Consider the following 25,855-nt stretch of genomic DNA (forward strand, 5'->3'; position numbering starts at 1 on the left):
GCCCAGTTCCATTGCCTCCGTTCAGGGCTTTTTAGGGCGTTCTGCCTGTAGGTTGTTTTCCCCTTATTTATGAGCATTTGCTCAATTCAGATCGAAGCATAGTCGAAAGATGGTCGAAGGATAGTCGAAGGATGATCGAAGGATGGTCGAAGTAGTCTAGCCTTAAGTACGGCTATGGTACGGCTTAAGTACGGAGTTGGTACGGCTTAGGTAGGGCGCAGCAACCAAGGATGCACGTAGTTGGGGTGGAAAAAATGTGGGTGTGATAGATCGAAATAAGGGTGAGCTGATTTGGAAAAGAGATGAAGATAATTTATATTAGAGCGAATAGCCGTTTACAAGCTGTCTTTTATACCCGTTATTCTATGAACTTTTTGAAAAAACTATTTGGTGCCTATGAGCAAGACCAACCGGTCGAGCTGGAAACAAAACCAGATAATTCCAGACTAAACTATTTACTTGACATGAATGGCAGGCAGCGTTCCGATGAAAATTACAAAGCCATTCTGCAAGAAATATCAAGAGGTAATTCTTACTTGCTTCTTCCTTCTGTAAATGAAACTCATGGCACAAGTAAGTGGAAAACGCTAAAAAAAGGTTCAACATTAACCCTGACTTCAGTATTCAATTTAGATGGTTTACAAGTACTTGGAGCATTTAGCGATGAAAAGTCACTTTATAAATGGGCAAAAAAAGAGACTGCTTATACAGCGATGAAATCCCAAGACCTACTTGCGTTTTGCCAGCAACATGACATTGACAGGATTGTGATTAATAGTGATCAGAAAAACATGTTTGTATTAGAACGTAATCGCAGCAACATTGAAACAAGAACTATAAAGCAGGATACAACATTGCTTTTTGGCAAACCTGCTAAGCCATTAAATGGACACATCTTAAAGAATCTTATCAATAACTTTCAAAAAGTAGATACCATACTGGAAGCCTACCAATATGCACAAAGCCTGAATGATGAAACCAGCATTGTAATTGGTATCCGAATGTCCACTGTAACTGAAAATTCTAGGGCCGCATTGCATAACGCTTTGAATAAAGCATTGGCGAATGAGCAGTTAGAAATCGCACTTGATATTATGATCATTCAAACTGAAGAGAGATTGCAGACAATCCGCAATATCCAAGACTCACTATTTTACAGGAGGTAAGTTACGATGCTCAACAGCTATGTAACCGGATAAAGTTTTACTTTCCCATTTGAAAGAAAAACTATGGGACATGTTGAAGCAGCTTATTGAATTTAAGAAAACAGACAGGAAGTGGCATATCCCGGTATTGGCTGGGCTGAGTGTTGGGATTCCTATCATGGTAGGATTTTTTTACGGCAACTTTCCAGGGTGGAAACTAGCTTCAATGGCAGGGTTGGTGATCTTATACATACATTCAATAGGTATTGCCCATCGAATGGCCACATTGATGATTTGTTCTTTTGGTTTGATGGTTTCTTTTTCCATAGGTGCCATTTTGGGTTTTAACCCTTTTGTAGCATCCCTGGCGCTCGGCTTATATGCATTTGCGGTCCATTCTGCTTTGTATTATTTAAAACTGACCAAGCCCCCTGGTAATTTTTTCTTTATCATGATCGCCTCAGTGGCCATTTGTATGCCTTTTCAGTTGGAAAGGATCCCTCAAAACATAGGCTTTGTAGGTATAGGCACTATGATCTCCTGCATTTTGGGTTTGTTGTATAGCTTCCTCACCATGAAGAAGTTGGGCTCTACTAACCAGGTGATCAATGTAAGTAAGAATCAATATGTCAACCTTGTTGAGTCTGCAACTTTTGGTTTTATGGTGGGGGTTGCTTTACTGATTGCTCATTTGTTGAAACTGGAAAATCCTTATTGGGTGCCCACTTCCTGTGCAGCAGTGATGCAAGGAGCGAGCACCCATCATATCTGGCAAAGGAGTATTCAGCGTATTTTGGGCACCTTCGTTGGGTTAGGCATTACCTGGTTTATCCTGATGCTGCATCCTACACCCCTGATCATTTGCATCAGCATTATCGCTTTACAAGTTATAGTAGAATTTCTTGTTGTCCGGAATTATGGGATTGCTGTAATTTTTATCACTATCCTCACTATTTTCCTGGCCGAGTCTGGTAATGCATTGACAATAAATCCAACGGCTTTGATTACTGCCCGGTTTTTGGATATCCTAACCGGAAGTATCATTGGGGCTATAGGAGGGTGGATCTTGTATAATGAAAGAGTTCATTATATCGCGACGAGGCAAATCAGGAAAACACAAATTGCAATTTCGAGGAGGAAATGAATGTTTGGTTGAAGGTTTTTCCATTGTTGATAATTGGATACTACAGATGTGAATTTCTAAAAAGCTACTAATGTGGAGCTTTTCAATTTTTAAAAGGATTGTTGGTAAATTAGTAGTGCAAGTTTGATTTTTTAATCAATATGAATGACATTCTTCCATGATCAACGTTGACATAAGACCAGAAACAGAAAGTGACTTTACTGCCATTTATGAAGTCAACAGATTAGCCTTTGGACAAGCGTCTGAAGCTAATTTGGTTGAGTTGTTGCGTAGTGGTGATAGTTTTATTCCGGAACTTTCACTGGTTGCAACATTTGAGCAGAAAATAGTTGGGCATATTTTGTTTACTAAGATCAAAATCATAAATGAGGATGGGAGTGAATATGAAAGCCTGGCACTTGCGCCGATGGCTGTTGTGCCAGACCTGCAAAAACAAGGGATAGGCGGACAATTGATTGTGAGCGGGCTTGCCAAGGCAAGAGCACTTGGGTTTGCATCTGTGATTGTATTGGGGCATGAGCATTATTATCCCAAGTTCGGGTTTGTTCCGGCAAAGAGATGGAACATTCAATCGCCATTTGAAGTTCCATCCGATGTATTTATGGCGATTGAACTTGTGGAAGATGGACTTAAAGGTGTCAGCGGAACAGTGGTATACCCAAAAGCGTTTGAGATGGTTTGAGAAATGGGGCGGTTTGTATGCTAAAAAATAAAAGCTTTATTTATCATGATACGAAAACTAACCAAGATACATACACCTCCTGGTGAACCAGGGTTTCTAGGGCCTGGTCATACGGCAAGACCAGTTATACAAATTCCCTTTTCTGAAAGCGATCCTTTTATCATGCTGATGGATGATATACTGGACAAGAAGGATGAAGAGCCTGTGGGCGGGCCACATCCCCATGCAGGATTTGAAACAGTGTCCTTATTGCTAGAAGGAGAAATGGGTGAAATGAAAGGAGGTGACTTCCAAATCATGACCGCAGGCAGCGGAATTGTTCATACTGAGACCATTGATAAAAAAGCCAGGATGCGCCTTTTGCAGCTTTGGTTGAATCTTCCTAAGAAGGACAGGTGGGCCATGCCAAGAGTGCAGGATCTGCCTTTTGAGCATGTGCCGAAATTATCTCAAAATGGAGTTCATATTAAGTTGTATAGTGGTTCGCTTGCAGGGATGACCTCTCCTATAAAAAACTATGTTCCAATGATTGTTGCGGATATCAGTTTTGAGCCTGGTGTCGCGACCGTACAGAAAATACCGGCCAACTACAATACATTTTTGTATGTATTGAATGGGAGTGTAGAAGTGGGAGACGAAGGGAGACTTTTGAAGCAGGACCAGGTTGGATGGTTGGATCTGCCGGGGAATGCGGTTCCTAGTGAATTGAGGTTAAGAGCAGGAGAAGAAGGTGTTCGTTTTGTATTGTATGCCGGCCAACCGCAGGGTGATCCTATCGTTTCCTATGGTCCGTTTATCGGGGATTCATCCGAAGACATCAAGCGATTGTACCAGGACTACCGGCAAGGGAAGATGGGGCATATTGCTGATGTTGGGGAGGGCCAGAGGTTTCTATGGTAGTCTCTTTAAGTTGAATGAGTCTGGTCTATTAAATCAGAAGAGAATAAGGCAAATTTCGAGATTGGCCCCTTCATTAGTGTAAGGGCTGCTTCGGCAAGGAATTGCGAACCCAAACTGATACATTGTTCATTGACGATCATCTTCGAGTGGTGAAGGAAAAAACATTCATCAGCATCATTTCTTGCACCTAACCAGTAAAACATTGATGGTACTTTTCTTGAATAGAAAGCAAAGTCTTCACCAGCTAATGAGGGGTCTATCTCCACGACGTTTTGTGATCCAAATGTATTTTGCAGAGCGGGTTCTAGTCTTTCATGAACTTTTTTGTCATTCAATAAACTTGGATAGTCGAGCAGGTATTCTACTTCAATTGTTGCCCCAAATGTATTTGCTACACCATTTGCCATTGCTTTTAACCGGTCTTTTACCTCCTGGTACGTATCAAGGTCGAAGGCTCTAATGGTTCCCTCCAGAGTGACATGTTCTGCAATGATATTTGGGGCCACTCCACCCTGTATTTTAGTAAAGGAAATTACTACAGGCTGGACTGGGTTTGTATACCTGGAAACTATAGATTGAACTGCCTGGATCAAGCTACTGGTGATGAAGATTGCATCAATAGCCAGGTGAGGGGCAGCGCCAGCATGCCCAGCTTTTCCCTGTACCTTAATTCTGAAGAAGTTGGCGCAAGCCAGGGATTGCCCCAATTTATAAGCAATTTGTCCCACTGGCAGTAATGGATGTACATGTAAACCCAGCGCGAGTTGTACATCTTCAAATTCAAGGGATTCTGCTAACCGATGACCACCAGATTTTTTTTCTGGATCATCATAATTTCCTTCTTCTGAGGGTTGGAATATGAATTTTACGGTCCCACTAAAGTTCTCTTGTTTTAATAAGTGTGCTGCCCCGATGAGCATGGTTGTGTGGACATCATGACCGCAAGCGTGCATCTTTCCATCAACCTGGGATGTAAAGTCCAGCCCGGTTTCTTCCTGAATGGGCAGGGCATCCATGTCAGCTCTCAGTGCAATGCACGGCCCGCTACCTTTAGTAAGGGTAGCCACAACACCCGTTTTGGCTACGCCTGATTTATATGGTATTTGTAATTGATCCAATTCCCTGCAGACTATAGCTGCCGTATTATATTCCTGGTAACCTAATTCAGGCTGCTGATGGATCTTTCTTCGAATTTCAATTAATCTTTGATAGAGTTTATCTTCCATAATCTGTAGTCTGAATTATGTTCATCTTTACTTTAGTCCAATAATGCTTGGGTATTCAATATACAGATAATCAAACAGTATCATCGTCGATTCACCAGGTTGGCGGGTATTTTAAGATCGTTTAATAAATTTAGAAATGGCAACGACAATATAAGGTATGAAGTGAAAATTCATTTACTAGAAAACGCCAATTATCTTCAGCCATGCGCCACCTATAACCATCCAAATCAATATAAATACCACGCTCAAAATAGCGCCCGTTTTCCACCACTCTTTAACAGTGACATAACCACTGCCAAACAATACCGGAGCGGGACCATGTCCATAATGGGTAAGTGTGCCAAAAACAGATCCAATGAAAGCCAGCATATAAGCTAACAAGCCGCCAGGTATGCCCAGGGAAATGCCAACTCCGAGTAAGGCCGCGTACATAGCTGCCACATGCGCAGTGGCACTGGCAAAAATGTAATGGCTATAGAAGTATACCAGTATGATGATGGGGAAAGCTATTCGCCAGGACAAGGTTGAAATCTGGGCTTTCACCATGCCACTGAACCAATCAATAAAACCTAGTGCATTCAAGCCGCTGGCCATCATTACCAGGGCTGAAAACCACACCATGGTGTCCCAGGCACTTTTTTCCGATTTTACATCTTCCCAATTCAATACCTGTGAAATCAGCAGTATGCTTACTCCAATAAAGGCCGTAGTCGTTGCATTCACATTGATTACACTGCCAAATATCCATAAAAACAAGAGGATGAAAAAGGTGATGATCATGAACCATTCGTTACGGGTAATCCCTCCCATTTCCTTCAGTTTTGCGGAGGCTTCAATACTAGCCTGTTTCGTGTCTGTTATTGTAGGCGGTATGACGCGCTTGATTACCAAAGGGGTTACCAACAAGCCCACTAAGCCTGGCACAAGGGCGGCAAGGGCCCATGATCCCCATGACATATTTATACCCATATTGGCAGCAAACTTCTGACAGATGGGGTTGCTTGCTGTAGCAGTAAGAAACATAGTTGATGCAATTATGTTCGCATTGTAAGCACTCAGTGTAAGAAATCTGCCTATTTTCTTCCTGGATTCCTCATCATCAGGTTTAGAGTCAAAACTCAAGGCAATAGATTTCATAATGGGGTAAATGATGCCACCGGATCTTGCCGTATTACTAGGAATGGCAGGCGCCAGTATTAATTCTGAGGCGCTTAAGCAATAGGCAAGGCCCAAGGACGTTTTGCCAAATATTTTGATCAACCAGTATGCAATGCGGGCTCCCAGGCCTGTTTTGATAAACCCCCTTGCAATAAAGAAAGAAATGGTGATCAGCCAGATGATGCTGTTGCCAAATCCACTTAAAGCTTTTGTAATGGCTTGTTCTGTGTTGTCTGGCGCTAGTACGCCGGAAAGTGCCACCAAGGCTATAGCCACGATAGACAGAGTACCCATGGAGGCCGCTTTCAGAACGATGCCTACTATGGTAGAGATAAAAATGGAGAACAGGTGCCATGCTTCTAAACTAACGCCTTCTGGAGGAGTTATAAACCATAAAATAAGTCCAAATATGAAAGTCGGTATTAAAGTTTTATAATTGATTTCTGTCATGGCATTTGGGTTTATTTTCCATTACCTGAAGTCTGTACAATATGTCCACTTGACTTAAGAGAAGAATTGCTCTTATATTAAATATACAAATAATCAGACAGTATCTTTATTTCTTCACCAGGATAGCGGCGTGGTAACAGGAAAGTGAAGTCATTTAATATCGTTTCATAATTTTGGAGATGAGATATGATTCGGTATTATAGCAGACAGGTGGTTGTTAGTAAGTAAACCAACATGTAATAAAATTTTTATCAAGGCATTTGTTATGGAAAATAAAACTGCAGCCATTATAGGAGCGACAGGATTGATCGGATCCCTAATACTGGAGCAACTTTTAAGGGATCGAGACTTTAGTTTGGTAAAGGTGATTGTACGGAGACCATTCACCATCAATAACCCGAAGGTGCAAGTTTCTGTGATCGACTTTGCCAATCATGAAGCATTCAAGCAAGCCATAGCTGGCAGTGATGTTGTGTTTTGTGCTGTAGGCACCACCCAAAAGAAGGTAGGAGGCGATCAGGACGCTTACCGTAAGGTAGACTTTGATATTCCTGTAACGGCAGCCAGGCTTTGTGCTGAAACCGGTGTTGATCAGTTTTTATTGGTTTCTTCTGTTGGCGCCAATAGCGGGAGCAAGAATTTTTACCTGAAATTGAAAGGGGAAGTTGAAGATGCTGTGCGTCAAATTAATATTCCGTCTATTTCCATTTTCCGTCCCTCCATGTTATTAGGCAAGCGACAAGAATTCCGGCTTGGCGAAAGAGTAGGGCAGATCCTGATGAAGCTTCTTTCCTTTTTAATCCCGTCTAAATATAAACCTATTCAAGCAGAGGCTGTGGCAAAGGCAATGATAGCAACTTGCAAACAGGAGAGGCCCGGATTCAATATTTACCTCTATGAAGAAATGAAGCATCTTTAAAACCTAAAGTTCTCGGAATGTAATATTGTTTTTATCTCAAGCCGCTTTCTTACTGCTTGAAGTCAGTTTTTATTTTTGACTGGAAGTTTTTGCGGCGTGGTTGTAGGGCCAAAGACGGTAATCTTGCCATTTTTTACCTGCATGCGGTCGATAAACACTACACGTTCATCTCCGGTTACTTTTGTTCTGCCATGGTATACACAAAACATCTCTTTTCCATCGGGTGAATACGTAATACTGTTATGACCTGTACCGGTCACGTTGCCTCCCCGGGCTGTGTTTTTTTGCAATACCGGGTTGTTTGACGCTTTTGTATAGGGGCCCAGAGGCTTAGAAGCAGTGGCATAGCCTACTGCATAATGTTGCCCACCGAAGTAATTGGCGGAATACATCATGTAATAGGTATCACCTTTGCGAAAAGCAACACTGCCTTCAGTCCAACGGCGGTTGACTTCTTTGGTGGTAACAGAACGGCTTTCCCATTCTGCCTGTTCATCCTTCATATTAACCGGCGGACGTAATAAGAGTACGGGATCACCAATAACACCACTAAAGTCGGGTTTTAGTTCTACTCCGTACACCCAGCTCTCTTCAATTTCTTGAAACCATCCCTTATTTTTTGCCCAAGTGGCCACTTCACTTTCGACGGAATGTTTATAACAGCAGCGAGAATAATACAAGTACACGTTTCCGTCTTTGTCAAACAGGACGTTAGCATCTATAATGGGATATCCTGGATCAAAAATGGGTTGATTCGTCAGATCAATAAATGGTCCGGTGGGTTTATCTGCAACGGCAACGCCTATACGAAAGTTTTCAGCTTCCTTGGTAGGATTTTCTTTCCATTGCGCACTGTAAAACAGGTAAAATTTTCCTTTCACTTCATAAACTTCCGGCGCCCAATAAGCTCCTTCCCAGGCTGCCTCCGGATCACTCCAGCCATTTTTATTGTCGTGAAAGTAAACTTGTCCTTCATCCTTCCAATTAACAAGATCGCTGGAAGAATAGGCTGCAAAGCCCTTTTTTGCATGGCCTCCCGTTCCATACATATAATACTTACCCTTCGTAAACAATACATAAGGATCGCCCAACTTAACTGGTAACGGATTCGTGTATGTTCTATTAGCAGCAGCATTCTTTTGGGCAGTTTGTGCTGATAAAGTTGAAAGTGTATAGATGTTCAAAAGGAGCAAAAGAAAGAAGAATCTGATCATTGGGAAATGAGTTATGCTTATGAATCAATATCAATTTTTTGTGCCTTGAAAACGGTATTGTTTTCAAATGTAAAGGGGAATTCAGTAAAAAATCAAATCTCAGGCATGAGAAGGTGCTCATAACATCCAGATCAATAAGAATATCACTCTCGATATTCCAGCCTAGTCAAATCAGCAATCGTGTTGTGGGGGATCAGTCACTTGCCATCCTCTTTGCTTAAAATATTCTGCTAAATGTTCCAGTGCATCACTTTTTGTATTGAAAATGAAAAACAATTGCGTCAATAACTCTTCATTGCGGGCGAAAGCAGCTAACAGCTCTTTATTGTCAAACTCACCAAACACAGGGGTAATGTGCGCCCCTGTGTCTGTAAAATGTACCTGAAGCAATATTTTTCCTTTAGAAAGTAGCATTATTCTAAAATTAAAAAAAGGAGGTGCCTCAATGAATGATTTGCATCATTTGGACAGAAATAAAAAATGATTTTGGATAGATCGTTTGATAAGAAAAGTCAGGTCATTGTTTAGATTTCAGATATAAAAAAGGGCCCAACTTGGAGTAACTATAAAGTTTTTGGCTTGATTGTTCGTCTTATATTATATCCTTTCATTTAAAATGGAAAACATGAACTACAATCAGTCATGCGCCGCAAAAGGCGAACATTACGGAAGCAGCAAGCGCCTACTGCTTAACCGATCCATGCAAAGGGCAGCGGTTAATGTTTACAAAACCGACACCAGCTATGAAATGCTGGTATTTGCCCCAGGACGCATTAAAGAACACTTTAAAATTGATGTTGAAGGCAGGGAATTGAAGATTTCTTACACACCACCGGAAGGTTTTCCCAGGCCAGATTGGGTATTGAGGGAATACAGCCGAGGTGGCTTTGTACGGGTGTTTAATTTAAATGAAACGATTGATGCCAATGGGATTACGGCCAAGTATGAGGATGGTGTTCTGCATGTTAGCTTACCACTTATTGAAGGCAAGGAGCTGACTCGAAAGGAAGTAGCGATCAGTTAAGTTGATGAGCTGATCAATCTAGCAGGGGCGACAGTAGTTGCCCCTGCTTTTTTAGGACTGGGATGGTGCAGGACAGTTCGTCATTAGCAGGAGGGTACTTTTACAAAAATCACTAATGAGTCGCTATATGAAGAAGTTTACTGCTCTCCTCTTCTTTATTCTTGTTTGTGCATGCGTATTTGCATTTCCTGCAAAGAAATTTAACCTCATGATCGTGCCCGGTAGGATCATAGAAAACCTGGTACCCAAATTAGCGTCCTCAAGTAAAATAATAGTTTCATGCAATCAAATTCAGTATCGATGAAAATTACCGTTCAGTTTATATTGGCCACTCTTCTCTCCATTAATAGTTCTCTTTCAATTGCACAGCAACAACGTTCCGCAGTAGCCTGGCCTCAGGTTAAAAAAGAAATGCAACCCTGGACCCGCTGGTGGTGGATGGGTAGTGCTGTGGACGAGGAAAATCTTGGCTACTTACTGACTACCTACAAGAAGGCAGGGTTTGGCGGAGTGGAAGTAACACCTATTTATGGGGCTATTGGTTATGAAAACCGTTATATCGATTTCCTTTCACCCAAGTGGATGAACATGCTGAATTTTACTGTTCAGAAAGCAACTTCATTGGGTATGGGTGTGGATCTAAATACCGGTACTGGTTGGCCATTTGGAGGTCCACAGATAAAATCCGATGATGCTGCTTCCAAATTAGTCATTCAGACCTATCGCATGTCTGCCGGAAGCAGGCTTACCGAGTCTCTGATTATGAAGGATGAGAAACAGCGCCTGGCGGGCGCTATGCTGCAAGCCGTTACTGCTTATGGCGACAAAGGAGAAGTGGTGTCACTGTTTGATCAAGTGGACAAGGATGGACGACTTCAATGGATGCCATCTTCTGGAAATTGGGAGGTGTATGCTGCTTTTTGCGGAAAGACATTGCAGCGTGTAAAAAGGGCTGCTCCTGGCGGTGAAGGACTGGTCGTGGATCACTTGTCCAAAAAGTCAGTAAATGTTTACCTGAATAGGTTTGATCAGGCTTTTACTCCGAAAGTGGCCGGCTTCCGTGCTTTTTTTAACGACAGCTATGAAGTTTACGATGCCAGTTGGTCACCCGATTTCTTTGATTTATTTCAACACAACCGAGGCTACGATTTGCGTCTTTATTTACGGCAATTGGCCAGTTCCGATTCTTCATCTGATGAAGTGGCCAGGATCAAATCTGATTACAGGGAAACCATGGGGGAAATGCTGCTGGAAAACTTTACCCGTAATTGGACGTCCTGGGCGCATGGTTATCAGAAATTGACCAAGAATCAGGCGCATGGCTCGCCGGGTAATCTGCTGGATCTTTATGGTGCTGTTGATATACCCGAATGCGAAACACATTTCGGGCCCACAGATTTTTCTATTCCCGGCCTGAGAAAAGACAGCAATGATGTGGTTGACCCGGAGCATAATTCCATGATCTTCAAGTTCGCTTCTTCCGCTGCGCATGTATATGGAAAGCCGCTGGTATCTTCGGAAACCTTTGTCTGGCTGACCGATCATTTCAAAACATCCCTTTCTCAATGCAAGCCCGAAGTTGAAAGGTTGTTTCTTTCCGGCGTGAACCATACCTTTTATCATGGTACTACCTATTCGCCAAAAGAGGTACCCTTCCCTGGTTGGTTGTTTTATGCTGCGGTCAATTTCGTGCCTTCTAATAGCTTCTGGCCACACTTGAGCGGACTGAATGGGTATATTACCCGTTGCCAATCGGTGTTGCAGTCTGGTACACCAGATAATGAATTGTTGCTGTATTGGCCTGTTTATGATAATTGGAATAAGGCTAAAGGGCTGGAGATGCAACTCAGTTTTCACAATACCAGAAGCTGGCTGACACCTACCACCTTTTATAGTCTGGCTACTCGCATGCAGGATGCAGGTTATTTACAAGACTTTGCTTCTGATCAAATGTTATCCAGGATCGGAAGCCGGAATGGCACATTGCAAATGGGGCCTTCAGGAAATGTATATAAAGCATTGGTGGTCCCTGCCTGTAAGATGATGCCTGTTGCTACCCTGCAAAAGATACTGCAGTTAGCCGAAAACGGCGCAACTGTTGTTTTTGAGCAATTGCCCGAAGATGTACCAGGATTTAAAGATGCGGATGCCCGTAAAACTCAATTGAAGAACATCTTGTCACGCATGGCTTTCGGTGATGCCGGAAACAGTGTGAAAAAGGTGAAGTTGGGTAAAGGGCAGGTCTACCTGGCTGATGATGTGCAACAGGCGCTGGAAATGGCAGGTATTCAACGAGAAAAGTTGACAGAAACGGGGCTGCAGTTCATCCGCCGCAATTTGCCTGATGGAAAATACTACTACCTGGTTAATCATACAGCCAAAGTCATTAATACCAGCATTCCTTTGAATACGGTTGCTTCCTCTGTAGTGATCATGGATCCTTTGACAGGTGTATATGGAAAAGCCGAGGCGTCCGATGCCAACGGCACAACAAAAGTGCGGGTTCAATTACAGCCGGGGGAAGCCCTCTTCTTGCGCAGTTTTACAAAGGCTGCACCGCAGGTGAGTGCCTGGAAATACCTTGATCAGCCAGGTAATCCGCTTATCATTAACGGAACATGGAAGCTTCATTTTACGCAAGGAGGGCCTAAACTTCCTTCGGACCAGGAAATGAAAAGCCTGGTTTCCTGGACTAGCCTTACCGATACCAGCATTACTGCTTTTTCAGGCAGCGGTGAGTACACAATTACTTTCAATCTGCCTGCAAAGAATGCGAAGGAATACCTGCTCGATTTAGGCCAGGTTTGTGAAAGCGCACACGTCTGGATAAACGGAATGGACGCCGGTATTTTCTGGAGTGTACCCTTCCAATCCAGGGTTGGTATATACCTGAAGCCAGGTAAAAATACTTTGAAGATTGAAGTGGCTAACCTAATGGCCAACCGGGTACGTGACATGGACCGTAAAGGAATACAATGGCGCAAGTATCACGAGATCAATTTCGTGAACAATCATTACAAGCCTTTTGATGCTTCAAACTGGGAGCCTATGCCATCCGGCCTGTTAGGCCCGGTAAGAATAATACCAGTAAATTAGATGTACGATCGTTAAGTTCTTAACATGTAATTTAAAACAATTATGAAAAAGGCTATTGTTTTCTTTACACTATTAACTGTTTTACATTTCGATTCATTTTCGCAATCAATAACCAAGGTCGAAAAGGAAAAAGTCATTAATGAAATAAGGGATGTTGAAAAAAAGTTCCAGGATGATTTGAAAGCTTATGGAGCAGAATATGCTTTCTATCATTATGCTGCCGAAAATGCGGTCATAAAAAGGGGGAATGACTCACTTATTATGGGGAACCTTGCGATTAAAAAATTTTATTCCAATCCTGTATATAAAGATGCGATTGCGGAATGGAGTCCGGATTATGTTGATGTGTCGGATGATGGTAGTATGGCTTATACTTATGGAAAGTATAAGTGGCGTATCATAGATGAAAATGGAAAGACTGGTGTTTATGAAGGCGTATTTCATACGGTCTGGAAAAAAATGAGTGATGGTAATTGGAAATATGTTTGGGATTAACTATTGTAAGGACCACGCGCTATTATGGCTCACAAAATGGAGAGATCGTCAATATCCATTTCTAATAACAAATTGGCTATTAATGCCGTCCAACCGGTTTGGTGAGATGCCCCCAAACCCTGGCCGGTATCGCCGTGAAAAAATTCGTAGAATAAATGATGTTCTTTAAAGTGATCCTTAGACCAACAAGGTTCATGGCTTGGATGGTACTGGAATTTTCCTGAATCATTCCTTTCAAAAATCTTCAAAAGTCTTTTAGTAAGCTGATTAGCAATTTGTTTGAGCGTTAGCTTCTTTCCCGACCCGGCAGGAAATTCATGCGTGTAACTATCGCCGTAATATTCATAATATTTGCGAAGGGCATGAATAATCAGATAATTCAAAGGTAACCAGATTGGTCCGCGCCAGTTGGAATTACCCCCAAACATGGCGGTAGAACTTTCTCCTGGTTCATACTGAATGCCGTAATAACTGCCCTGGTACTCAAACATATAAGGTTTATCCTGGTGGCATTTTGAAAGGGATCGGATTCCGTATTCTGATAGAAACTCCGCTTCGTCTAAAAGTCTGTCTAATAGTAGTTCCAGCCGATCACCAATCATGATAGCAAATAAATAATTCCCATCCTTGTTCCTGGTTTCAATATCTGATATTATGCGGGTTAAGTCGGGCCTGGTAAGCCTGATGACTTGTAACCTGGTATTAAATTCCCGAAGGTTTTCAAATACGCTGCTATGCATTATTTCAACAGCCAATAAGGGAATGATACCTACCAGAGAGCGGACTTTTAAACGCTGGACGTGTCCACTTTCGAACTGAATGGCATCATAGTAAAATGCATCTTGTTCATCCCACAAAGAAATGTCCTTTTTTCCCATATGATGCATGGCCCATCCTATGTTTAAAAAATGCCTGAAGAACTTGGCTGCTGATTCTTCGAAAGCCTTGTTATGTTGCGCAAGTTCCAGAGATATGCGCAACATATTAATGGCATACATAGCCATCCAGCTTGTTGCATCGGCTTGTTGCAATTTCTTGATGCCTGGAGGCATTTGATTTCTATCAAATACGCCAATATTATCTAACCCAAGAAAGCCGCCCTCAAAGATATCTGTACCATTTGCATCCTTTTGATTGACCCACCATGTGAAATTCATCAACAACTTCTGGAAGGCCCGCTCCAGGAAGTCCCAGTCAGAAATCCCAGTTCTTTTCTTATCTACTTCATAAACATACCATACACTCCATGCATGCACCGGCGGGTTCACATCGCTGAAGTTCCATTCATAGGCAGGTATTTGTCCGTTTGGGTGCATATAGTATTCACGTAGTACCAGCAACAGTTGTTGCTTTGCAAAGTGAGCATCAACATGAATAAAAGCTGCGGCATGAAAGGCCAGATCCCAGGCTGCAAACCAGGGATACTCCCATTTATCTGGCATTGAAATGATATTCCGGGCAGTAAGGTGTTGCCAGTCGTAATTCCTTTTTTGAATTCGAAAGGGAGGCGTCTCATGGGGTTCACCAAAGAGCCATTTAAATACATCCAGGTAATAGAATTGTTTCGTCCACAGCAGCCCACTCACAGAACTGCGCAATAATAAGCGATGGTTAAGGGCTATTTTACCTGGTGTCAGGTTTGTATAATATTGATCTGTTTCTGTTTTGCGTTTTGCAAATATTTCATCAAATTCTGCCCAGGGAGCATCCTGTTCTGTTTTGCTTAGTCTAACCCTGAATGTTTTCGATGCGCCCGGAGCTATATTCTCTTTGAGCCAGACAGCGGCTTTTGTTCCAACTTTATTGGGGTTAACGGTTTTTGCTTTGTTGACGATGTAGTTGTTGATCCCATCTTTTACAAAAAGACTATCGTTGGGTCTATTATAAATCCTTTGACTATTCGTTTCATTATCGCAGAACAATTGCTCCCCATGCTCATGATAGAAATAAAAGTTGCCATTGCGACTGGAACTGGTTTGTAGGCTATGGGCTGACAAGGATATTATCTCTGGTTTGGAAAACCGGGAATTGTGTTTCCAGAAATTACGGAACCAAAGATGAGGAAGTACATGTATGGTAGCTGGTTCAGGGCCGCGATTAAACACCACGATTTTCAACAGGATGTCGTTGATGTCTCCTTTTGCATATTCAATGTAGCAATCGAAATAACGGTTATCCTTAAATGCATTTGTATCCAGTATTTCATACTCGGAGTTAAAACGGCTTTGCTTGTTTTTATGCAGCAATTCCAGATAGGGAAATGCTGCCTGAGGATATTTATAAAGGAATTTGCAATAAGAATGTGTAGGGGAGGAATCCAGGTGAAAATAAAGTTCTTTAACGTCTTCTCCATGATTGCCTTCTCCGTTGGTTAAACCAAAGAGCCTTTCTTTTAAGATAGTATCTTTCCCGTTCCAAAAAGCAGGGGCAAGGCATAATACCTGATCAGTATCGCAAAATCCGGCTATTCCATCTTCACCCCAACGATAAGCATAACTTCTTGCAAGATCATGATTAATATAATTCCAGGCGTTTCCTTCAGGGCTATAATCTTCCCTGACAGTACCCCATTGCCTGTCAGATAGATATGGCCCCCACTTTTTCCAATTTTTATTGTTATGTGAATTTGATAGCCTCTCTTTTTCTATTTCGCTCATTATTTGTTTTTTTATAATATAAACTATTTTATATTAATTTGGTAAAGTGTGTCGATATGGTTTGTTATTTTATTCTTTTTAATGGTGCGTCTAATCGTTATTAAGTTAAGGAATAATTATTATTCAAATTATAAATTATTGTCCTGATTAAGTTGGTTATTTTATTGCTGGTTTCATTATTCTCGGTGAAGTATGATATAAGGTATTGCTTTATAAAAAAATCAGTATTATTTTAGTGTAAACCTTACCCATATGAAACCTTTTTCTACAGCAATTTTATTGCTTATTCTTCCTTTCTTTGCCATCACCCAAGGCACTGCTGTCGGGCCGTTTGCTGGTCAATTAAAGAAGATTCTGACAGAAGCTTCTTCTGGCTTTAAAAGTTTCCGAAAAGAAAAGGTAGAGCAGGTTGGCTCTGATGTGGTTTATGCTTCCAAAGTAAACCTGCAGGGAACAACAGAGAATAAAATCAACAGCTACAGTGATGGTATCTCCTATATGGCTACAATTGCTTCGGGTATTGATGAAAAACAGGCTAAAAGCCTGGTTGAGAATTGGAAAAAAAAGTTATTATCCATATTGGGCAAAGGTTATGAAGAAGTGCCCTATAGAAACAATAATAATAAAACATTGCAGGAAGGTTATTTTCTAATAGGGGAACAGCTAACTGTATCGATCGATTATAGCAATTATGAACCGGAGCAACCCTTTAACGTCTACCTGGTTGTTCTTAAGCAATAGTTTTTTCAATAAATACAGGGAAGCTGCATTTGCTTATTTGTAGCTCAGTTCGTTAATATCTCTTACTTCAAGTATTTGCTTGTTACTACCTATGGTCAGGCATTTGATCATGGCCTGACCTACTTGTCTCAATGTGCTGGTACCGTTGGGGAAAACTACTTTTAAGAACGGGTACAACCAGCCTAAATAATTGTATAATTTCAAAGTATACTTTTGACCCGGACTAGCTTTCATAAAACCAGGACGAAAATTATGCACTTTTTTAAAAGGTAATTTTGTCAATGCATTTTCGGTTTTTCCCTTTACACGGGCCCACATCAACCGGCCTTTTTCACTGCTATCTGTGCCACCTCCACTTACGTAAATAAATGTCATTCCCTGATTTTGATGTGCCAGTACTTTTGCAAAATGAATGGTTGTATCGTAAGTGATACGGCTGTAATCAGTTTCATTCATTCCTATACTACTAACTCCTGCACAATAAAAGCAGGCATCGTAGCCTTGCAGGTTTTCATCATTTTCTTGAAGGTTGAGAAAATTGGGTACTATGTATTCTTTTAACTTTGGATGAGACCTTCCGTTTGGTCTTCTGCTGACACTTAACACTTCTGAAATCTGGGGGTGATCAAGACATTCCATCAAAACTCCTTCTCCTACCATTCCTGTTGTCCCGGTGATAATTACTTTATAGCTCATTGATCAATATTGTTTGTGGTACGTTGAAAATGACAGATATGAGTTCCGGAAAAAGGCAAAGGGCCGTAAATTTCCTGCGGTGTTATGGTTAATGGAAAGCGGTCAAAAATGACGTCTGTAACAGAAGGCAGCATGCGAAAGGAAAAATGGTTGTGCCCTAGATTGGCAACATCAAATCGAGATGCTTTTTCCGGACACCACTGAAACTGCAACACTATACTATCTGCTTGTTCGATTGGAAGAACCATCTGCCCCTTTTCATTTGCGGTTGAGTGGAACTGTTTTCCTTTGGAATGAACTATGGCTATGACATAAGGCAAAATCTGCGGTGATGCATTGGTGATAAGCAGGGTTAGCTGTTTTCCTGGGTCCATTTTTGATTGGGTGAGCAAAAAGTCCTTAACTCCTTTTGGCTCGCTGTCCAATACCAAGTGATCTCCCATCTGTTGCCAAATGCCACTTGCCTGCCGGTCCAAGGCTCCATAGGAGAAAAAGAACTGAAAGCGGCCATTGCTGTCCAACTTAAACCCACCTGCCATTTCCATCTCGCCTCGCAAATAATATGCTCCAATAGGAGAGGTGGTGGTTTGGGCCTGCAAGTTTAGTGCAATTAGAATTGAGCAAAGGAAGATCAATACCTTTTTCATGCCATGTCGTTAATTAAAGGTACTCCAGTTTTTGATTTTCTCAATACATATTGCCGCTGTGCTCGTTTGTTTGCTATCTGAAATAACTGGTTTGAAAAAATAATTGCCTCCTATAACGTTTCAGAATTTTTCAATTCAATTATTATTCATACAACTAACATAATTTTAAGCTTCAGATGGATGTTTTTGGTAGCATAATTTATATGCATTTGTATGTAATGAAGCGAGTTTTTTATGCAAAGTTTTTTAACTCAATATGTTTATCTCATCTTAATTATCCTGGCGCTGGTCATGATTGCCAACAGACTTCGGATTGCTTACCCGATTGTGCTTGTATTGGGCGGGTTGATGCTTAGTTTTATGGCCCAGTTTTCTGCGATCACCATTGATCCGGAATTGGTCTTCTTTATTTTTCTACCACCCCTTCTATACGAAGCTGCCTGGCAAGTATCATGGAAAGAATTTTGGAAATGGAGAAGGGTGATCACCAGTTTTGCTTTTCCCATTGTTATCATTACATCTTGTGTCATTGCACTGATATCCAACGCGCTCATTCCAGGCTTCACTTTGGCCCTTGGTTTTCTATTGGGAGGCATTATATCACCGCCCGATGCAGTTTCTGCAACAACGATCATGCGGCAAGTAAAAGTGCCCAAATCACTGGTTAGCATTATTGAAGGAGAAAGCCTGCTTAATGATGCTTCCTCCCTGATCGTGTTTCGTTTTGCATTAGCAGCGGTGGTCACCGGGCAGTTTTATTTTCAACAGGCAGCCACCAGCTTTATTCTGGTCATTGTTTTGGGAACAATGATCGGTCTATTGGTGGGAGCCATTTTTTACTGCATTCATCGCTGGTTGCCAACAACGCCCAGTATAGACATCGTTTTAACCCTGGTTACTCCTTACTGCATGTATTTCGCTGCAGAACACTTTCATTTTTCGGGTGTGTTAGCTGTAGTCAGTGGCGGTCTACTTTTATCAAGCAGGCGTCAGAGCATGCTTACTTATCAGAGCCGGATTGAGGGTGTCAATGTATGGTCAAATATGGTCTTTGTGCTCAATGGGTTGGTTTTTATGCTTATTGGTCTTCAGTTGCCGTCCATTATACAGCAACTTGGTGATATCAGCCTGGAAAGAGCAATCTGGTATGGATTGGTTATCTCATTTGCTCTTATCCTTACCCGGCTGCTGTGTGCTCTTGGAGCATCCATTTTCACAAGGTTGATGAGTCATGTTATTACTGTTGCAGATCCTAATCCTGGATGGAGGGGGCCACTGATTGCCGGTTGGGCAGGTATGCGTGGTGTGGTATCCCTGGCAGCTGCTCTTTCTATTCCCCTGGTCATCCAGGGAGGACAGCCTTTTCCTTATCGAAACCTGATTCTCTTCATTACATTTATAGTGATCCTGATAACTTTGGTTTTTCAAGGTCTTACACTTCCCTGGTTGATTCGAAAAGTAAAGCTGAAGGATAATCATACGCCTATTCCAGGACAAAAGCAGGAATTGATCATCCAGAAAAAAATTGCGTTGACCTCGCTTCAATTACTGGAAGAGAAATATAGCCAGGAGCGCATGCACAACGAACACCTGAATAATTTGTTCGCAAGGATGCAAATTGACTTGAATTTTTTCCAACAAAATATTGAAGCGCTCAACTACACAACAGAAAATCCTCTGACAAGTTATCAGCGCGTTTATTTAGAACTGTTAGATCAGCAAAGGAGATTGCTCAAAGAAATGAATCACCGCGCTGAATTTGATGAGGAATTGATTCGAAAATACCTTTCGCTAATTGATCTTGAAGAATTCAAGCTCCGTGAAAAATTAGCACACGAAGTGGATCCAAATTAAAAAAAAGCCTTACAAATAACTTTAAATAGAAACTACATCAAAATGCATTATTTGAAAGCTTGCGGTTCAAATTCACATTTTTATGCGGTGCTTTGGCAATTGTTAATAAATTTCCCAATTCAACTGCTGTTCGCTTTAAATTGTTTGACGTAGAAGCTAATGCAGTGGCAAGATTGCAAGGTTGATTACCAATAGGTAATAAAACATCAAAGTACTTTTGCAAGTTTTTATTCGGTTCTATTGGTACATTCCCGGCTAACCCTATTACAGGCAATCCTTGTAGCTTAGCCCTGTATGCAACACCAAATGGTCCCTTTCCCTGCAAGGTCTGTTCATCGAAACTGCCTTCGCCTGTAATGACAAGATCTGCTTTTTTTAATGCAGTATCAAAGCCCGTCAATTCAAGGAAATAATTTATTCCATTTACAAGATGGGCATTTAGAAATGCGTATAGTCCCGCTGCTGCTCCACCGGCAGTACCCCCATACTTTACATGGGCCATGTCTTTACCAGTTTGTTGTAAGACTACTTGTGCAAGCCTGCTCAGAGCTGCATCTAGTTTTTTTACATCATCAGCGGATGCTCCTTTTTGAGGACCAAACATGGCTGCTGCCCCTTCATCGCCCAATAACAAATTATCGACATCGCACAATACAATGATTTCACAAGTTGAAATCCTTTTGTCAACACCTGAAATATCAACAGTATCCAACTCTGTTAAACTTTCCGGCAAATTGGTTAATTCCTCCTTGTCAGCATTTAGAAACCGGATACCCAATGCTTTCAAAATACCACACCCCCCATCAACGGTTGCCGACCCACCCATTCCTACTATAATTTTTTGCACGCCTCTGTCCAGCGCAGCTTTGATTTGTTCACCCGTTCCAAAGGAAGTAGCAAGCAGTGGACTTAATTCTTCCCGTTTTAGTAACCTTATCCCAGACGCATCCGCCATTTCAATCACGGCAGTTTTGCCTTTATCGATCAAACCGAAAGGAGCCTTTATCTCCCTTCCTAAAGCATCATGAGCCGCTACATCTACAAGCTGTCCATTACATTTTTTAATGATCAGCTCGCCAGTGCCATCCCCACCATCACCTATAGGAAAACATTCACACTCACAATCCAGCTTACTTTGTAAAAATCCTTCCTGAATGGCTGTTGCTGTTTCTTCAGCAGTAAGACTATTTTTGAAGGCATTAGGAGCGATGAGTATGTACATGTTTGTATTTTAAAATTTACAGGTTTTCCAGAACGTCGTAATAAACTGATTGCTTTTACAGGCTTTACTGGTTTAAAACGTACCGAGGTATTGTAAATTGTTACCGGTTCGCCTTTTCTGGTTATTTCATAATCCACTTCATCAACACTGGTAAACCAGGTTGGTCTTAAGATCGTGTATTCAAGGCCTGAGGCTTCCACTACGTCTGCAGCTTTCCTGTAAGGTTTCAATACAGGCCTCACAGGCTCTTTATAAATCTCAATTGAGCTGATAAAAATCAATTTTTGAACACCCTCCTCCTGCATCGCCTTGACAATATTTTTTGCCATTGCTTCAAGATCTCCAGCAAGATTTGCATAAACTATATCTTGCCCTTTGATAGCTTCTTTGAATTGAAGTGCCATCCTTTACTTTGAAGCTAGTTCGCCGAACCAATAGGCGGCGGTTACGCCACCATCCATAAGAAAATCGCTGCCGGTAATAAATGCGCCGTCGGGCCCCATAAGAAGTGCGCCAACAGTTCCTACTTCATCTGGAGTACCGGCTCTTCCTGCCGCAGACACTTCTATCATGCGCCGGTAGCCCTCGCCGCGTGGCCCTTTCAATTCATCATTAGCTAGCGGCGTAATAATGATCCCTGGACTGATTGTATTGACCCGTGCACCACGTTTGCCCCAACGAACAGCCTCGGCCATCACACGCAACGAGTTTCCACGTTTTGAAAGCTGATAAGCATGAAGCGAGTCCTTTACTTGGTCGGGTTGAAGCATTGGCAAGTTAAGTAGCTCTTCGACCGGAGTTGTGGCAAGAGCCGTGTTTTGCTCGGATGAAAGTGGTGGCAGACGGTGGCCAGACTGCGAAGCGATAACTACACCAGCGCCCCCACGCGTGATGACATTGCCAAATTCTTCCAGCACTAGCGCAGTTCCATAGAGGTCGACCTTAAGAATCGTTTCCGGTGAAGCTTGAGAAGGAGAAACACCAGCAGCATGGATGACACCTAAGACTTCGCCGAGGGACGTTGCTGTTTCAACAAGAGCGTGAACAGAAGCACGTGAAGACACATCGACGGTCGCCGTGGCTACATTGAAACCGGCATCCCTTAGTGTTTTCGCAGCGGCATCGGCATTTTCCTGGCGCAGATCAGCCAGTAAGACGTGCTTACCAGCGCTCACTCGCCGTGCAATCGCTTGACCAATTGATCCGGCTCCAATTACAACAATCACATTTGTCATGGTATTTTTTATAGTGTTTTGATATGTGTCTTCTTCATTGTTACATTTCCTTTTTCAGGGAAGCCATATCTGTAGTTTAATTGATTTTTATCTATTTGAGTTGTGTTATTATCGTCCCACTCTTTTTTGCAAGTGTTCGGGATATCGCGCTCCCTGCACAGTGATCTTTGATGCGGCCTCTTCTATTTGCTTGAGATCATCAGGTGTTAATTCAATATCTGCAGCTCCAAGATTCTCTTCCAATCGATGAAGCTTAGTAGTACCAGGAATCGGAACAATCCAAGGCTTTTGTGCCAGCAGCCAGGCCAATGCTATTTGCGCAGCTGTTGCGCCCTTTTGTGCAGCAATCTGGTTCAATAAATGAACCATGGCTTGATTTGCCTTCCTGTTTTCTTCACTAAAGCGGGGAACTATATTGCGGAAGTCGGTGCTATCAAACTGAGTATTTTCGTTGATCTTTCCTGTGAGGAAACCTTTCCCAAGAGGACTGAAAGGCACAAAGCCAATGCCCAGTTCTTCTAATATTGGTATGATTTCTTGCTCTGGTTCCCTCCACCATAAAGAGTATTCACTCTGAAGTGCTGCTACCGGCTGCACGGCATGGGCACGACGAACCGTTTCCACCCCTGCCTCAGAGAGACCCCAATGTTTCACTTTACCTTCCCTGATCAAGTCTTTGATGGTTCCTGCAACTTCTTCTATGGGAACATTGGGATCAACCCGATGCTGATAAAATAGATCAATTACATCAGTTTTCAAACGTTTGAGCGCAGCTTCAGCCACTGCTTTGATATTAACCGGACGGCTGTCCAATCCGAGTGCAGTCTTGCCTTCTTTAAAACCGAATTTAGTCGCAATAACTACCTGGTCACGAAACGGCTGCAGCGCTTTTCCCAGCAATTCTTCATTATCGAATGGACCGTATGCTTCTGCTGTATCAAAGAAGGTGACGCCACGTTCAAATGCTGTCCTGATTAGCTTTATGGCATCCTGCCTTTCTGTTGCAGGTCCATAACCAAAACTCAATCCCATGCAGCCAAGTCCCAGAGCAGAGACTTCAAGACCGCCATTACCCAATTTTCTTTTTTTCATTTTTGCCTCCAATATTTCTTTGTTTTGAAATATGGTAGTAAAGTTCGATCAGTTTGTAAACCTGAAATAATGAAAAAGAAACAAGGCCTTACGAATTTCAAACATTTCTAAATTTTAACGGACTCAGCTGAACATGTTTTTTGAAGAAGTTATTGAAATGGGTGACCTCAGTAAAACCTAAAGCATAAGCAATATCTGATACATTCCAGGCGCTGTGTTTCAACAGGATTTTTGATTCCTGTAAAACACGCTCGGCTATAAGCTGAGAGGTTGTTTTCTCAGTTATCTCCTTGACTGCTCTGTTTAAATGGTTAACATGTATATTTAGCTGACCTGCAAAGTCAGAAGCTGAACGCAGGTTGACTCTTTGATGAGAGTCATCAATAGGAAATTGACGTTCCAGGAGCTCTAGAAACATTGATGAAATTCTTTGGTAGGCATTGATCGGTTGCTTGTCAAAGTTTGTAGACGGTTGCATTTTCATGGCGAAATGCAGCAGTTCAAAAACAAGCAGTCTCAAGACATCATATTTATGTATATAATCAGAATTGATCTCTTCAAACATACGTTCATACACAGTTTTTACCTTGTCTAACTGTTCATCTGACAACTCAAATACCGGTGTTCCGCCAGGTTGGAAAACTGCATATTGATTTAAATCGCCGTATTGATGGAAAAAGTGATGATTAAAAATGCAAAAGAAGCCTCCTTGAATACGTTCTTTTTGTGTCCAATTATAGGGTATCTGTGGATTAGAAAATGCAAGTGCCTGCTTTTGCACCTCGATCACTTTATCGGCATAGTTCACTTTGGCATTTCCAATTACCAGCATGATTTTATAATAGTCTCTGCGTCTATAAGGCACAGGTTTGGCATTAGCTCCAGTAAAAGGCTCTAACCTGAATACATTGAAATGCCCGATTCCGTTGCGGAGATCATCAGGCAACCAATAGTTTTTCGCTTTATAGAACTCCTCTATGGTTTCAACCTTTTTCATTACCATTAATTTACAGTTCTTAAATAGTGCAAAAAAATCGAAATGCTTTATACATTGCACGGTAGCGCCGTTTCTTAGCAATTCCTTTCCATACTTAAAGTGTTACCGCTTTTACATTTTGCAGATCACTGCTGTTCCTTATTTCATCGGTTGCTGTTTTTATTAACAGGTCACCAGGATTTAAATTGCCATAGATTTCTATGGTACCATTTGCTTCTCTACCGGTTTTCACATTTACCCTCTCTGCTTTGTTATTCACAACACGAATCACAAAAACACTTTCTGTTGAATTGACAACAGCCGATTTAGGTACTATAAAAGTGCTGTCATTTGACGGTAGAGGTAGATTTACTTCAGCCACCATTCCTGGCAATAATTTTATATCATTGTTTACAACATCCATTTCTATTCGCTGAGCATGCAATCTATTATCTATTGCTCCGGCCAAACGTTTAATGTGGGCTTTAAAATGCTGGTCAGGCAGGGCCTTGACAGTAAAACTTACTTCATTTTTCTGATTCAGATAACTGGTATACGCTTCTGGAACCGATATAACCAAACGCAATCTTTTTTGTTCCTGTAAGGTAAACAAAGGAACTTCTGAACCTTTTCCGGAAGGACCTACATAAGCACCAAGGTTTACATTCCGGGCAGAGATCACTCCACTGAAGGGAGCCCGTATTTGTAAATAGTTCTGGGTTTCTGCAATTTGCCTGTAAGCAGCTTTAGCTGCCTGCAATTGTGCGAAGTCTGAGTTTTTACGTGCAGCAGCCTGTTCCAGATCGTTTGGTGAAATAGTACCTGGAGTCTGGCTTGTTTCATATAATCGGTCATAATTGGCTTTGCTAGCCAAATAGATAGCCTCTTGAGACTTGATATTAGATAACGCACCTGCTAATTGGGAACCCAGTTCCGGAGCTTCCATCGAAACAAGCAACTGACCTGTTGTTACTTCCGAACCCACATCGACATACAACTTTTTTACAAAGCTGGCCTCTTTGGCATACAGGTCCACCTGTTGGTAAGCTATTAACTCGCCCGGAATTTGCAAAGACGAAGACAGACGTCCCTTGTTCACAGGAAACACTTCTGTTACGGGTAATTCTGCTACAGCTTGTTTTGCTTCTGTTTTTTCCTCCGGAGCGTTCTCTTCAGAATGACAACTGTACAACAAGCCTGTTACTAAAAAACTACCAATAAACATGATCTTAAACCGTGATAATTTATTTGAGCGCCAATTCATTGTTACTTTTTGAACGAT

At 41.9% G+C, this 25,855-nt stretch carries 23 protein-coding genes; 10 read left to right on the forward strand and 13 right to left on the reverse strand.

Features of this window, described 5'->3' with window-relative positions:
• The first annotated feature begins 365 nt into the window (after positions 1-365).
• The 4 genes from OCK74_RS11145 to OCK74_RS11160 all read left to right on the forward strand — a co-directional run bounded on the left by OCK74_RS11145 (position 366) and on the right by OCK74_RS11160 (position 3,871).
• Positions 366-1,166 carry an SseB family protein gene (locus OCK74_RS11145; RefSeq protein WP_279297115.1) on the forward strand — a complete coding sequence of 267 codons (801 nt, stop codon included), beginning with the start codon at positions 366-368 and terminating at the stop codon, positions 1,164-1,166.
• Positions 1,167-1,236: 70 nt separating this feature from the next.
• Positions 1,237-2,289: an FUSC family protein gene (locus OCK74_RS11150; protein ID WP_279297116.1), complete on the forward strand. Its 1,053-nt coding sequence runs from the start codon at positions 1,237-1,239 to the stop codon at positions 2,287-2,289.
• A gap of 157 nt (positions 2,290-2,446) precedes the next feature.
• Positions 2,447-2,971 carry a GNAT family N-acetyltransferase gene (locus OCK74_RS11155; RefSeq protein WP_279297117.1) on the forward strand — a complete coding sequence of 175 codons (525 nt, stop codon included), beginning with the start codon at positions 2,447-2,449 and terminating at the stop codon, positions 2,969-2,971.
• A gap of 45 nt (positions 2,972-3,016) precedes the next feature.
• A complete protein-coding gene (locus OCK74_RS11160) occupies positions 3,017-3,871 on the forward strand; it encodes a pirin family protein (protein ID WP_279297118.1) in 855 nt (284 codons plus the stop codon).
• Between the two features lie 5 nt (positions 3,872-3,876).
• Here OCK74_RS11160 and OCK74_RS11165 read toward each other — a convergent pair whose 3' ends face one another.
• Positions 3,877-5,097, reverse strand: coding sequence for a M20 metallopeptidase family protein (locus OCK74_RS11165; protein WP_279297119.1), 1,221 nt, complete (start codon positions 5,095-5,097; stop codon positions 3,877-3,879).
• 177 nt (positions 5,098-5,274) lie between these two features.
• On the reverse strand, positions 5,275-6,705 hold the full coding sequence (locus OCK74_RS11170; protein ID WP_279297120.1) for an anion permease: 1,431 nt from the start codon (positions 6,703-6,705) through the stop codon (positions 5,275-5,277).
• 265 nt (positions 6,706-6,970) lie between these two features.
• Here OCK74_RS11170 and OCK74_RS11175 point away from each other — a divergent pair, with 265 nt between their 5' ends.
• Complete coding sequence (locus tag OCK74_RS11175; RefSeq protein ID WP_279297121.1) at positions 6,971-7,624, forward strand: NAD(P)H-binding protein; 654 nt, start codon at positions 6,971-6,973, stop codon at positions 7,622-7,624.
• A gap of 62 nt (positions 7,625-7,686) precedes the next feature.
• On the opposite strand, the gene OCK74_RS11180 is transcribed toward OCK74_RS11175, so the two are convergent.
• Positions 7,687-8,838, reverse strand: coding sequence for a glycoside hydrolase family 43 protein (locus tag OCK74_RS11180; protein ID WP_279297122.1), 1,152 nt, complete (start codon positions 8,836-8,838; stop codon positions 7,687-7,689).
• Positions 8,839-9,009: 171 nt separating this feature from the next.
• A complete protein-coding gene (locus tag OCK74_RS11185; RefSeq protein WP_279297123.1) occupies positions 9,010-9,252 on the reverse strand; it encodes a hypothetical protein in 243 nt (80 codons plus the stop codon).
• A 211-nt stretch (positions 9,253-9,463) separates the two neighbouring features.
• On the opposite strand from OCK74_RS11185, the gene OCK74_RS11190 reads away from it, so the two are divergent.
• The 3 genes from OCK74_RS11190 to OCK74_RS11200 all read left to right on the forward strand — a co-directional run bounded on the left by OCK74_RS11190 (position 9,464) and on the right by OCK74_RS11200 (position 13,453).
• On the forward strand, positions 9,464-9,862 hold the full coding sequence (locus tag OCK74_RS11190) for an Hsp20/alpha crystallin family protein (RefSeq protein ID WP_279297124.1): 399 nt from the start codon (positions 9,464-9,466) through the stop codon (positions 9,860-9,862).
• 300 nt (positions 9,863-10,162) lie between these two features.
• Positions 10,163-12,958, forward strand: a complete 2,796-nt coding sequence (locus OCK74_RS11195) for a glycosyl hydrolase (RefSeq protein ID WP_279297125.1) — start codon at positions 10,163-10,165, stop codon at positions 12,956-12,958.
• A 42-nt stretch (positions 12,959-13,000) separates the two neighbouring features.
• Positions 13,001-13,453, forward strand: coding sequence for a YybH family protein (locus tag OCK74_RS11200; RefSeq protein ID WP_279297126.1), 453 nt, complete (start codon positions 13,001-13,003; stop codon positions 13,451-13,453).
• 29 nt (positions 13,454-13,482) lie between these two features.
• Here OCK74_RS11200 and OCK74_RS11205 read toward each other — a convergent pair whose 3' ends face one another.
• Positions 13,483-16,110, reverse strand: a complete 2,628-nt coding sequence (locus OCK74_RS11205; RefSeq protein WP_279297127.1) for an MGH1-like glycoside hydrolase domain-containing protein — start codon at positions 16,108-16,110, stop codon at positions 13,483-13,485.
• A gap of 252 nt (positions 16,111-16,362) precedes the next feature.
• Between OCK74_RS11205 and OCK74_RS11210 the strand changes: the two genes are divergently transcribed.
• The gene (locus tag OCK74_RS11210; RefSeq protein ID WP_279297128.1) at positions 16,363-16,851 is read left to right on the forward strand and encodes a hypothetical protein; all 489 of its coding nucleotides are present in this window, start codon (positions 16,363-16,365) and stop codon (positions 16,849-16,851) included.
• Positions 16,852-16,884: 33 nt separating this feature from the next.
• On the opposite strand, the gene OCK74_RS11215 is transcribed toward OCK74_RS11210, so the two are convergent.
• Together OCK74_RS11215 and OCK74_RS11220 are read right to left on the reverse strand one after the other, a co-directional pair.
• Complete coding sequence (locus OCK74_RS11215; RefSeq protein ID WP_279297129.1) at positions 16,885-17,547, reverse strand: NAD-dependent epimerase/dehydratase family protein; 663 nt, start codon at positions 17,545-17,547, stop codon at positions 16,885-16,887.
• Positions 17,544-18,194 (reverse strand): hypothetical protein, encoded by a 651-nt coding sequence (locus OCK74_RS11220; protein ID WP_279297130.1) that lies wholly within the window; start codon positions 18,192-18,194, stop codon positions 17,544-17,546. The genes OCK74_RS11215 and OCK74_RS11220 overlap by 4 nt, the downstream gene beginning before the upstream one ends.
• A gap of 234 nt (positions 18,195-18,428) precedes the next feature.
• Between OCK74_RS11220 and OCK74_RS11225 the strand changes: the two genes are divergently transcribed.
• Positions 18,429-20,048 (forward strand): Na+/H+ antiporter, encoded by a 1,620-nt coding sequence (locus tag OCK74_RS11225; protein ID WP_279297131.1) that lies wholly within the window; start codon positions 18,429-18,431, stop codon positions 20,046-20,048.
• Between the two features lie 37 nt (positions 20,049-20,085).
• Here the strand turns inward: OCK74_RS11225 and OCK74_RS11230 are convergent, their stop codons facing one another.
• The 6 genes from OCK74_RS11230 to OCK74_RS11255 all read right to left on the reverse strand — a co-directional run bounded on the left by OCK74_RS11230 (position 20,086) and on the right by OCK74_RS11255 (position 25,837).
• Positions 20,086-21,264, reverse strand: a complete 1,179-nt coding sequence (locus tag OCK74_RS11230; RefSeq protein ID WP_279297256.1) for a glycerate kinase — start codon at positions 21,262-21,264, stop codon at positions 20,086-20,088.
• Positions 21,147-21,674: an NAD(P)H-binding protein gene (locus tag OCK74_RS11235; protein ID WP_279297132.1), complete on the reverse strand. Its 528-nt coding sequence runs from the start codon at positions 21,672-21,674 to the stop codon at positions 21,147-21,149. Before OCK74_RS11235 ends, OCK74_RS11230 begins: the two co-directional genes overlap by 118 nt.
• Positions 21,675-21,677: 3 nt before the next feature.
• Complete coding sequence (locus OCK74_RS11240; RefSeq protein WP_279297133.1) at positions 21,678-22,505, reverse strand: SDR family oxidoreductase; 828 nt, start codon at positions 22,503-22,505, stop codon at positions 21,678-21,680.
• Between the two features lie 108 nt (positions 22,506-22,613).
• Positions 22,614-23,597, reverse strand: coding sequence for an aldo/keto reductase (locus OCK74_RS11245; RefSeq protein WP_279297134.1), 984 nt, complete (start codon positions 23,595-23,597; stop codon positions 22,614-22,616).
• A gap of 97 nt (positions 23,598-23,694) precedes the next feature.
• Positions 23,695-24,594, reverse strand: a complete 900-nt coding sequence (locus tag OCK74_RS11250; protein ID WP_279297135.1) for a helix-turn-helix domain-containing protein — start codon at positions 24,592-24,594, stop codon at positions 23,695-23,697.
• 94 nt (positions 24,595-24,688) lie between these two features.
• A complete protein-coding gene (locus OCK74_RS11255) occupies positions 24,689-25,837 on the reverse strand; it encodes an efflux RND transporter periplasmic adaptor subunit (RefSeq protein ID WP_279297136.1) in 1,149 nt (382 codons plus the stop codon).
• Positions 25,838-25,855: the final 18 nt, after the last annotated feature.

The organism is Paraflavisolibacter caeni (assembly GCF_025628885.1).
GTDB lineage: Bacteria > Bacteroidota > Bacteroidia > Chitinophagales > Chitinophagaceae > Flavisolibacter > Flavisolibacter caeni.